Consider the following 11,063-nt stretch of genomic DNA (forward strand, 5'->3'; position numbering starts at 1 on the left):
GGCCCGAGGGGGGCCGACGGCCCGAGGGGGGCCGACGGCCCAGGGCCGACGGATCAGGCGCCGACGAATCAGGCGCCGACGAATCAGGCGCCGACGCGGCGCAGCAGACCCTCCTGCACGGCGCTGGCGATCTGCCGGCCGTCGGTGGTGAACATCCGGCCGGTGGCCAGCCCTCGCGCGCCGGACGCCGACGGGCTCCAGCAGTCGTAGAGGAACCACTCGTCGGCGCGGAACGGCCGGTGGAACCACAGCGCGTGGTCCAGGCTCGCGCCGACCACACCGCCCGGCCCCCACACCTCACCGTGCACGGAGAGCACCGAGTCGAGCAGGGTGAGGTCCGAGGCGTACGTGAGCGCGCACGCGTGCAGCAGCGGGTCGTCGGGCAGCTTGCCGTCGATGCGCATCCAGACCCGCTGGTGCGGGTCGGCCGGCCGGTCGCCGGGGCGGACCCAGCCGGGCTCCCCCACGTAGCGCACGTCGATCGGGCGGGGGATCTGCCCCCAGATGCCCAGACGCTCCGGGTAGCGGGAGAGCCGGTCGGACATCGTCGGCACGTCCTGCGGGGCAGGTACGTCCGGCGGCGCGGGGGCCTGGTGGTCCAACCCCTCCTCGGCCCGCTGGAACGACGCCGACATGAAGAAGATCGGCTTGTCGTGCTGGAGGGCGACCGCCCGGCGCACCGAGAAGGACCGGCCGTCGCGGATGTTCTCCACCTGGTACTCGATCGGCTCGACCGGGTCGCCGGGGCGGACGAAGTAGCCGTGCAGCGAGTGCACGAACCGCTCCGGGTCCACCGTGCGGCCGGCGGCGACCAGCGCCTGACCGGCAACCTGGCCGCCGTACACCCGTTGTGGGCCGACCGGGGGGCTCATCCCCCGGAAGGTCATCTCCCCGGTCGGGTCGAGGTCCAGCACTTCCAGCAGCTGGTCGACCGCTGCCTGGCCGACCGCGACCCGACCGTCGCTCACTGCAGCGCCCGCGCCGACGCCGCGTCGACTAGCGAGCCGAGCTGGTGGACGCGCAGAGTGTTGGTCGAGCCGGGGGTGCCGGGCGGGCTGCCCGCCACGATCACCACGTAGTCACCCGGGTTGGCCCGGTCGAGGCCGAGCAGCGCCTGGTCGACCTGGCGGAACATGTCGTCGGTGTGCTGCACGAACGGCATGAGGAAGGTCTCCACGCCCCAGGTCAGGGCGAGCTGGTCACGCACCTCGGGGACCGGGGTGAACGCCAGCAGCGGCAGGTCGCAGTGCAGGCGGGAGAGCCGCCGGACGGTGTCGCCGGTCTGCGAGAAGGCGACCAGCGCCTTGGCGTTGATGGCCCGGGCGATCGACGAGGCGGCCACGGTGAGCGCGCCGCCGTGGGTACGCGGGTCGTGCTGCAACCGCGGCACGCCGATCGAGCCGGCCTCGGTGGTCGTCACGATCTTGGCCATGGTGCTGACGGTGAGCACCGGATACTTGCCGACGCTGGTCTCGCCGGAGAGCATCACCGCGTCCGCGCCGTCGAGCACCGCGTTGGCCACGTCGGAGGCCTCCGCCCGGGTGGGGCGGGAATTCTCGATCATGGAGTCGAGCATCTGGGTGGCCACGATGACCGGCTTGGCGTTCTCCCGGCACAGCTGCACGGCCCGCTTCTGCACCAGCGGGACCTCGTCCAGCGGCATCTCCACGCCGAGGTCGCCACGGGCGACCATGACGCCGTCGAAGGCCAGCACGATGGCCTCCAGGTGATCCACGGCCTCCGGCTTCTCGACCTTGGCCAGCACCGGCCGGAACACGCCCTCCTCGGCCATGATGTTGTGGACGAGCTTGATGTCCTCGGCCGAGCGCACGAAGGACAGCGCGACCAGGTCGACGCCGAGCCCCAGGGAGAAGCGCAGGTCCTCGGCGTCCTTGTCCGACATGGCGGGCACGCTGACCGCCACGTTGGGCAGCGACACGCCCTTGTTGTTGGAGACCGGGCCGCCCTCGGTGACCAGGCAGCGGATGTCGTTGCCGGTGACGTCGGTGACCTCCACGGCGACCCGACCGTCGTCGATCAGCAGGCGGTCACCGGGCTTCACCTCCTGCGGCAGCTTGCGGTAGGTGCAGGAGACCCGCTCCTTGCTGCCGAGGATGTCGTCACCGGTGATCACGACGGAGTCGCCGGTGCGCCACTCGTGCGGGCCGTCGGCGAACCGGCCCAGCCGGATCTTGGGCCCCTGCAGGTCGGCGAGGACGGCTACCGGCTTGCCGGACGCCTCGGACGCCTCCCGGACCAGTCGGTAGACCGCCTCGTGGTCGGCGTGGCTGCCGTGGCTGAAGTTGAGCCTCGCCACGTTCATACCGGCCTCGACGAGGCCCCGGATGCGCTCCGGGGACGAGGTGGCGGGACCAAGAGTGCAGACGATCTTCGCGCGGCGTGTCACGCCCATCAGGCTAGTCTCTCCTTCAGGTCGGACTCGGGGCCGACCCCTTGCAGGCAGCGGAACAGGTGTCCAACAACGCGCGGTGCGCGTCGGACCGGCGGGCGGAGCCGCACCGGGAACGTTGTGGCGACGGGCAACGGCGACCGCGCGCCGGGAATCGTACGCCTGTCGCGGCGGGCGGTGTCGGGGCGCTCCCGGCGCACGCTCACTCCGCGTGCTCCGACGGGGGCAGCGTGGGCACGGCGGTGAGCAGGTCACGAGGGTCGTAGTGCCGCTTGGCCCGGCGCAGACGCGACCAGTTCGCGCCGTACGCCAGCCGGACCCGTTCGGTCTCGGTCGGGGCGAGCAGGTTCGGATAGCCCCCGGGCAGGGCGAGCGGGGCGAGCGCCGCCGACGTCTGCTCGGCCCACGCGAGGTGCGGTGCGGCCTCCCCGCCGGGCGCCCACACCGCGATGATCTCGGTCAGCAGGTGCTCGGCGCGCAGACCGAACGCCGTGTCGCCGAGCCGGACCCGGGTGGCCGCGCCGTGGAAGTGGTGCAGGGCCAGCGCGGAGAACGGCGAAGTGACCTGCCGGGCGGCGTCGACCAGCGCCTCCACCGCGCCGTCGGCGAGCGGTGGCAGCCAGCGGGTACGCAGCAGGTAGTGGTTTCCGTCGACCATCCCGCCGTCGAACATCCGCAACGCGTCCGCGTACGGCAGCGGGTCGACCTGGTCGACCAACGGGGTGCCCAGCGCCCGCAGCCGGTCCAGCCACGGGCGGCCGGCGTCCAGGTCCGGGCCGCTGTAGAAGGGGCACACGAAGACCACCGGTTCGCCGGCCGGGCCGGGCAGGAACCCGGCCATGACGGTCAACTCGTCCGGGGCGTCGGCGAGCAGCGCCGCGTAGCCGCGCAGCACGGCCGGCGCCTCGGCCAGCGCGAACATGATCATGCCAGCGAGCACGGCGGGCAGCCGGTGCGCCCGGTACCGCAGCTCGGTGACCACGCCGACGTTGCCACCGCCGCCGCGCAGCGCCCAGTACAACTCCGCGTCGTGGCGTGGGTCGGCGGTGACCCGACGACCGTCGGCGAGGACGACCTCCGCGCCGAGCAGGTTGTCCAGGGCCAGGCCGAACCGCCCGCAGAGCGGGCCGTACCCGCCGGCCAGGGTCAGCCCGGCCATGCCCACGTCGCGGACCACACCCGTGGGCACCACCAGGTCGTACGGGGCGGCGGCGGCGAGCAGGTCGGCGGCGCTGGCACCGCCGGCCACCGTCACCGTGCCCCGGTCCGGATCGACCCGGACGGTACGCAGGCCGGTCAGGTCGAGAACCAGGCCACCGTCGCGCAATGCCCGGCCGGCCCAGTCGTGCCCGCCGGAGCGGACCGACACCGGCAGGTGACACCGGGCGGCGACACGGATCGCCGCGGCCACCTCGTCGGCGTCCAGGCAGTGGGCGACCAGGGCGGGCGTACGGTCGACGGCGGCGTTCCACAGGCGGGTGGCGGTGTCGAACCCGGGTTCGCCCGGCTCGTGGACGCGGTCACCGAGCAGGGCACGCAGCCGCGCGGCGGCGGACGCGACATCGGGGGTGGCGGCGGAGCTCATGGCGTCTCCTCGACCGGGCCCGGCCGATGACGCCGGGTGCGCCCCGACCGCGATCCTCGGTGCGCGCGACCGTAGCACCGGCGGACGCCGCAACGCCGTCACCATCACGACACCTGTCGCTGGACCGACCGTCAGCTCTGGGCCTTGACCAGCGGAAACTCCAACGAGCCGGCCGGGCAGAGGAAGGTCAACACGTCCACCCGGTAGAGGCCGGCCTGCACCGCGGGGTCGGCCTCCAGCACGCTGCGCACGTCGTCGACGCTGCCGGTGCGGGCCAGCCCGAAGCCGATCGGCGGCTCCGGCGTACGGGCCGGGCCGTCCACCGAGCCCGCGACCAGGATGATTCCGCTGCGCTGCAACGCCTGCATGTGCTCGGTGTGCTCGGCCTGCAACCGCTGCACGGTCTCCGGGGGCAGGGCCCGTCCGGCCGCGCCGGGATAGATCACGATGCACTCGTACGTGTCGAGCGCGAAGTCGACCTGCGGCACTCCCGCCATGGTGCTCCCTCCGCCGTCGCGCCGGCACGCACCGGCCCGGCCGCCCGAGCCGGCGTCACCGGCACGCGCCCAGCGTCGCACGCCGACGACGGCGGTACCGGTCGCTCCGCGCAACTGCCCCCCGGTCAGTCCACGGGTCGACGGTGCCACGGCCACGGTCGGTGGTGGCGTGGCCGGGCGGCAGTCCGCCGCCCCGCCTGCCGGAATCCCCGGCCGGCGGCGACCCGGCACGTCGGTCGGCGCGGGTGCCGACACCGACTACGGTGGACGGTCCGGGTGTCGGTGGTGGGAGGTCGGGATGCGCGACGACGAGCCGGTGTCGAGCCCACTGTCGTACGCCGAGGTGACCGACGAGGCGTACGCCACGCAGGCCGCGGCGGGCTTCCGGCCGCAGGAATTCGAGTTCGCGGTGGTGCTCAGTGGGCGGTGCCCCCGGTGCGGCCACCCGAGCACCACGACGCTCGTCGACGAGGTGTACCGCAAGGACACCACGGCCCCCGATCCCGGTTACCGGACGCTGCTGTGCGAGTGCGAGGCCGAGCACCCGGGGCGTCCCGCCGGGATGCGCGGCTGTGGGGCGTACTGGACGCTGTGGCTGGAGGTCGAGGCGTGATCCGGCTTCGCCCGGGGCCGCCCGCGACCGTCGCCGACCTGCACCGCGCGCAGCAGCTGGCCGGCCTGCTGCGCGGCGAGCTGGAGCGCGTCCGCGCGGCGGCGGTGGCCTGGCGCAACGGGCTGGGTGGCCTGCTGGTGGCGCTGGTCGGGTTCAGCCTGATCCGGGGTCGCACCGACGTGACCACGCTCGCGGCGGGCTGGGGCGCGCTGGTCGGGGTCCTGCTGCTCGCCGCGCTGGCCGCGGGCGTGGCCGGGGCGCTCGCGCTGCTCCGCGCGGCGCACGGCCGGTTGAGGGTGACCCCGGTGGCGGCTCTGCCGCCGGCCCCGCTCGGCGACCACCTGGAGGCCCTGGCGGCGGTCCGGTCCCTGCGGACCGGAGTGGGGCTGGTGCTGCTCTGCACCGCGTTGCTGGTCGCGGCCGTCGGCGTGACCTGGTACGCCCCCGCCCGCCCCGCCTCCCCGGCCGTCAGCTCCCCGGCCAACAGCTCCCCGGCGTCGACTCGCTAGCGCGCGGTGTGCCCAGCGCCCCGGGCCTGGCGGTCCGGCGGCGGATGGGTCGGCGGGCAGCGCTTCGGCGGTCAGCGGCACGGCATCCGCAGTCGCCACCCTGCCCGCGCGTCGCCCCGAGCCCGCTCGCCGAGCGCGGCGTGCGCCTGCGCGGACGCGTCGAGCAGGTCGGGCGGCCGTCAGGGGCCGAGGTGGGCGTAGCCGGCCCAGGTGTCCGGGTGATCCGGCAGGTCCTCGCGGAGGTGGCGGACCGCCGCGTGCAGGGCCACGGCCGCGCGGTCCGGCGCGATCCCTCCGGGCACTGACAATCCGTCGTAGAGGTCCTTGCAGAGCCGCGCGGTCAGCGTGTCCGAGATGGACCACAGCGCGCCGATGACGTGCCGGAAGCCGACCAGTTGAAAGGCCGTACCGAGCGTGAGCGCCTCGTCGGGCAGGGCCGCCCCGCCGCGTACCGTCTCGCAGGCCGAGAGCACCGCCAGCGCCGCCGGGTTGCCGGCCGGCCGCCACAGGTCCCGGACGTGCAGCGCGCCGCCGGCCAGCTCCAGACGACCCCAGGCCGGGGCGCGCAGGTCCTGCGTGCCGTGACAGGACAGGTGGGCGACCGGCTGGTCGGGCAGGGCGGCGAGCACGGCCGCCGGGGTGGCCACCGGGCCGAGCAGTGAGCGGACCTGCGGCACGTGCTGACGGACGATCTCCTCCTCCCGCGCGACGCCGGACAGGTCGGCGAGGCCGGGCGTCTGGGGCATGCCGACGAACACCGCCGAGTCGACCGGTTCGGGCCGGGCCGGGACGCCCCGGCGCGCGTGCGCCAGCGCCCGCAGCGACGCCGTGTACGACGGGACCACCCGGTCCAGCACCCCGTCGCCACCCTCGATCGGACCGGCCGCGTGCAGCGGCAGCAGGGTGAGCACCCCGGTGGGACACCACCACAACCGAGGCCACTCCCCCGCCGACCCGCCCACGCCAGACGACGGCACGGCGGGCGGTTCGGCGTCCGCCGACGGCGGGGTGGACGGTTCGGCGTCCGCCGACGGCGGGGTGGGGAGAGGCCTTTCGAGTACGGGTGCGGCGACGACCCGCCACAGCCAGTCCAGTGTCTGGGCGACCTCGGCGCGGGCCGCCGATCGACGACGCTGCACCTGCGGCTGCGGGACGTCCGGCGCCGCCGGCCCGGTGAGCAGCGCGATCGCGGCCAGGAAGCTCGCCGTCCGGACGACCAGCTCGTCCAGGGTCAGCTCCGGCAGCGGCACCACGCTGACCCGGCCCTTGGCGACGACCAGCGCGTCGCAGCGCCGGGCAGCCACGTTGACCAGCACCACCGGACCGTCGGCGGCGGCCCGGGCCAGCTCGTCGAAGGGCGGTGGACGGAGGAAGTCGGCGAAGCCGGGCCGGTCGCGGATCTCGGTCAGCAGCTGGCGACGGCGGGTGGCGAGGTCGTACCGCTGCTCCGGGGTCGGTCCGGCGGTCGCTGTCAGCCCAGCCGCCGATGCCACCCCGGCCGGCGCGGGGAAGTCGTCGAGGGCGTCCTGGAGTTCGGCGAGGCGGGCGGCCAGCCGGGGGGCCTGCGCGCGCAGCGCGGCCAGGTCGGCGCCCGCGTCGTGGGCGCGGGTGAGCAGGACTCCGCGGCCGTACTCCAGCAGCTCGACCGCGCGCTCCGGGTTGTCGAGGGCGACGGCGACCGCCGCGGCGTCGCTGGCCAGCCCGGGGAAACGCCCGAGCAGGCGGGTCTGGTCGTCGGGGTCCATGCCGTGCCAGGCCACCAGATCGATCAGCTCGATCGCGGTGGCGTACCCGTCGAGCGCGGCCGGAAGGTCGCCGGCCTGGGCGACGTGCGCCGCGTACCTGCTGGCGGCCACCGCCCGCAACAGCGACGGGGCGGACTCGACGTCGGCGGCGGCGCGCAGCGCGGCCGCCGCCTCGGCGAGCGCGGCGGAGCCGCCCACACCGGCGGTCGCCGTCGCGGCGGAGCCGGGGTCGGAGGTGGCGGCGTCGGCCACCGCCTCCAGGGCGGTGGCGAGATTGCTCAGACACATGGTGCGCGCCGGGTGCTCGGGGGTCAGCTCGTCGACCGCTGCACGGTACGCGGCCAGCATCGCGGTGGCGGTGGCGTCGGCGTGACCGGCGCGGTAGCGCAGCAGCAGGGCGTTGGCGAGGTTGGTGAGGATCCGGTAGCGGTCCGCGCCGAGCGACTGTCGCTCGCTCAGTCGCCGGAGCAGTCGAATCGCCGTGTCGAGCGCCGGCAGGTCGCCGTGCAGGCGGTGCCGCAGCAGGTGGGCCAGCGCGTGGGTGCCGAGCGTCTGGGCGTACTCGCTGGGGGTGGCCTCCTGTTCGGCCAGCTGGGCGGCCTCGCGCAGGGCGGCCACCGCGGCGTCGGAGTCCCGGGCGACGCCGGCCGCGACCTGGTCGGCGGGCTCGCCGCCGGCGGGCAGCGCGCCGTCGAGGAAGAGTTCGACCCGGCGGTTCAGGGCGGCCCCGTAGTTGGTCAGCGCCGGCAACCGGTCCGGGTGCCCGGGTGGCGTCGTGTCGATCACCTGCGCCAGCACCTGGATCGCCTCGGTCAGGGTCGCCAGGTCCTGGGTCGAGGCGAACAGCGCCTGCAGCACCAGGCCCAGGTTCGAGCGGTACCGGGGCAGGGACGCGGCGTCCGGCCCGGCGGCGGCCACGGCCGAGCGCAGCGCAACCGCGGCCGGCTCCAGCAGCGCCGGCTCTCCGGCCAGGTCGGAGAGTTCGCGCAGGGTGTTGCCGAGGTTGTTGAGCACGTGGTGACGCAGCGGGTCGGTGCAGGGAAGCAGGCGTTCCGCCTCGGTCAGCCCGTCCCGTGCGGCGCGCAGCGCGCTCACCCCGCCGAGGTCGGCGTGGCCGAGCGCGAGCGCGTAGCCGAGGTCGGCGAGCCGACGCGCTCGTTGACCGGGGTCCCGGGCGGCGGCCACGCCGGCGCGCAGCACCCGTACCGCCTCGGTGACGTCGTCGGCCCGCTGCCGCAACTCGTACCGTTTCGCCAGCAGACCGGCCATGGCGTGGCGCAGCTCCTCGCGATCCGTCCCGCCGGGTGTCGCTCCGGAACCGGCGGCGGCCCGGTACGCGTCGATCGCCGCGTCGAGGTCGACCGGATCGGCGGCGGCCTGGTGCCGGTCCGCGAGCAGGGTGGCGAGCCCGACCTGCGCGGTGCCGGCCAGCTCCGGGTCGAGCCCGCCGAACCCGGTCAGCGCCGACCGGTACGCCTCGATCGCGGAGTCCCGGTCGGCGGGCGTCCGGTCGCGCAGGAACCGCTCGGCGAGCGCCGCGCCGTGCAGCGCGGCGACCCGGGGATCGGCACTGCCCCGAGCCCCGGCGAAGGCGTCGATCGCCTCGTCGAGGTCACCCGGGCGCCGGTGCAGCCGCCACCGGTCGCGCAGCCGCTGGCCGAGGTTCATCCGCGCCATCGTGCGCACCGGCGTGCCCGTCGCGGCGGCCCGGACCGCGTCGCGCAGCACCGTGATCGACTCGTCCAGCGCGGCCGGGTCGCGGTCGACCTCGTACGTGTCGCCCAGGACGTTGCCGAGGTTGAACAGCCGCACGGGACGTTCCGGGTCCCCGAGGCCGGTGGCCTCCAGGCTCTCCCGGTGCGCCGTCACGGCCGCCGGGAGGGCCCTTCGTCGGCCGAGGTGCTGGAACTGGTCACGGTGGACCTTGCCGAGGGCGGACAGGTAGTGCAGCCGCTCCGGCGCACCGGCCGGCGTACCGTCGAGGGCCTGGCGCAGCAGCGATTCGGCCCGGTCGGCCGCTCGGTAGTCGCGGCTGGTCTCCGCGGCGGCCATCAGCATGACGGCCTCGACGTAGCGGGCGCCGGCGGCGTCGGCGCCCGACCCGGCCGACCGCGGGCCGGACCGGGTCGGCGGCGCGTCGGCGTGTGGGGCGCCGCCGCTTGGCGGTCGGTGCGCGTGCAGCAGGGCCAGCATTGCCGGCGACACCCGCTGCGGGGCGAAGCGCAGCAGGAACTGGGTGAGCCCGAGCGCCTGGCCGAGGTCGTCGGCGTCCTCGCCCGGGGGCAGCAGTTGGTATCGGTACCAGTGCAGGCAGGCCAGGAGGAACACACCCTCGGCGACCCGCTCGGGCAACGGCCCGTCCGTGGGCGTCGCGGTCACCAGGTCGACGACGGCCTCGGCGTCGCGGATCGCGCCGGAGTCGAGGACCGCCCGGTGGTCGCGGGTGGTGTCGAAGCGGTCCAGCCGCTCCCGCAGCCGACCGACCGGGTCGGGTCTGAACCGTCGCCACATCGCGCCTCCCCCCGGCCGGCCGCACCGACTCGGATCAGGCGTAGCAGACCGGACAGGACGGGCGCTAGCGGCAGGACGACAGTGATCGCGTGCTGCCGTGTCGGCGCACACAATCGGGCGAGCGGCCGCATGATGGCCGGCTCCCGGGGGATGATCACGAGGTGGTGGGTTGTCTGTCTTGCCCGCCGCGACGAAGACGATTGGGGATGCGCGTATGGCCACCGACATCAGCAAGCAGCCCGCGAAGGCGTCCGGCACGTACCGGATCGGGGGCGACGTCACGGTCAACCGACTCGGTTACGGGGCGATGCAGATCACCGGGCCGGGTGTGTGGGGTGATCCGAAGGACCCGGCCGAGGCGCTGCGGGTGCTGCGCCGGGCGGTCGAGCTGGGCGTGACGTTCATCGACACCGCCGACTCGTACGGCCCGTTCGTATCCGAGCTGCTGATCCGCGAGGCTCTGCACCCGTACGCCGACGACCTGGTCATCGCGACCAAGGCCGGGCTGACCCGCTCCGGCCCGGGCGACTGGCGTCCGGTGGGCCGGCCGGAGTACCTGCGTCAGCAGTGTGAGCTGAGCCTGCGTCACCTGGGTCTGGACAGCATCCCGCTCTACCAGCTGCACCGGATCGACCCGCAGGTGCCGCTGGCCGACCAGTTGGGTGAGCTGGCCCTCTTGCAGCAGGAGGGCAAGATCCGCCACATCGGGCTGTCCGAGGTGAGCGTCGAGCAGATCGAGCAGGCCCGCGCGATCACCACGATCGCCTCGGTGCAGAACCTCTACAACCTCGCCAACCGCAGCGCCGAGGACGTCCTGGAGTACTGCGAGCGCAACGACCTCGCGTTCATCCCGTGGTTCCCGATCGCCACCGGCGAGCTGGCCCGGCCGGGCGGCCCGCTGGACGCGATCTCCACCGAGCACGGCGCGACGCCCGCGCAGCTCGCGCTGGCCTGGCTGCTGCGCCGCTCGCCGGTGATGCTGCCGATCCCCGGCACGTCCTCGGTGGCGCACCTGGAGGAGAACGTGGCCGCGGCCGACGTGCGGCTCACCGACGACGAGTTCGAGGCGCTGACCAAGGCGAGCTGAGCGAGGCGAGTTGAGCGAGGCGAGTTGAGCGAGGCGAGTTGAGCGAGGCGAGTTGAGCGAGGCGAGTTGAGCGAGGCGAGTTGAGCGAGGCGAGTTGAGCGAGGCG

Annotated in this window: 8 protein-coding genes; 3 read left to right on the forward strand and 5 right to left on the reverse strand. The window is 74.8% G+C overall.

Annotated elements, in window-relative coordinates; genetic code table 11:
* Positions 1-83: 83 nt before the first annotated feature.
* The 4 genes from ABZU46_RS28360 to ABZU46_RS28375 form a co-directional block, all read right to left on the reverse strand.
* A complete protein-coding gene (locus tag ABZU46_RS28360; protein ID WP_354862521.1) occupies positions 84-968 on the reverse strand; it encodes an acyl-CoA thioesterase II in 885 nt (294 codons plus the stop codon).
* On the reverse strand, positions 965-2,413 hold the full coding sequence (gene pyk / locus ABZU46_RS28365) for a pyruvate kinase (RefSeq protein ID WP_354862523.1): 1,449 nt from the start codon (positions 2,411-2,413) through the stop codon (positions 965-967). Before pyk ends, ABZU46_RS28360 begins: the two co-directional genes overlap by 4 nt.
* Before the next feature lie 199 nt (positions 2,414-2,612).
* Entirely contained in the window at positions 2,613-3,995 is a 1,383-nt protein-coding gene (locus ABZU46_RS28370; protein ID WP_354862525.1) for an FAD-binding protein, read from the reverse strand.
* A gap of 131 nt (positions 3,996-4,126) precedes the next feature.
* The gene (locus tag ABZU46_RS28375; protein ID WP_354862527.1) at positions 4,127-4,492 is read right to left on the reverse strand and encodes a YciI family protein; all 366 of its coding nucleotides are present in this window, start codon (positions 4,490-4,492) and stop codon (positions 4,127-4,129) included.
* 298 nt (positions 4,493-4,790) lie between these two features.
* On the opposite strand from ABZU46_RS28375, the gene ABZU46_RS28380 reads away from it, so the two are divergent.
* A complete protein-coding gene (locus tag ABZU46_RS28380; protein ID WP_354862529.1) occupies positions 4,791-5,105 on the forward strand; it encodes a hypothetical protein in 315 nt (104 codons plus the stop codon).
* A complete protein-coding gene (locus ABZU46_RS28385; RefSeq protein WP_354862530.1) occupies positions 5,102-5,614 on the forward strand; it encodes a hypothetical protein in 513 nt (170 codons plus the stop codon). Before ABZU46_RS28380 ends, ABZU46_RS28385 begins: the two co-directional genes overlap by 4 nt.
* Before the next feature lie 179 nt (positions 5,615-5,793).
* On the opposite strand, the gene ABZU46_RS28390 is transcribed toward ABZU46_RS28385, so the two are convergent.
* Positions 5,794-9,870 (reverse strand): CHAT domain-containing protein, encoded by a 4,077-nt coding sequence (locus tag ABZU46_RS28390; RefSeq protein ID WP_354862532.1) that lies wholly within the window; start codon positions 9,868-9,870, stop codon positions 5,794-5,796.
* A 214-nt stretch (positions 9,871-10,084) separates the two neighbouring features.
* Here ABZU46_RS28390 and ABZU46_RS28395 point away from each other — a divergent pair, with 214 nt between their 5' ends.
* The gene (locus tag ABZU46_RS28395; RefSeq protein WP_354862534.1) at positions 10,085-10,957 is read left to right on the forward strand and encodes an aldo/keto reductase; all 873 of its coding nucleotides are present in this window, start codon (positions 10,085-10,087) and stop codon (positions 10,955-10,957) included.
* The last annotated feature ends 106 nt before the right edge of the window (positions 10,958-11,063 follow it).

The sequence above is a fragment of the Micromonospora sp. NPDC005197 genome (genome assembly GCF_040608295.1).
GTDB lineage: Bacteria > Actinomycetota > Actinomycetes > Mycobacteriales > Micromonosporaceae > Micromonospora.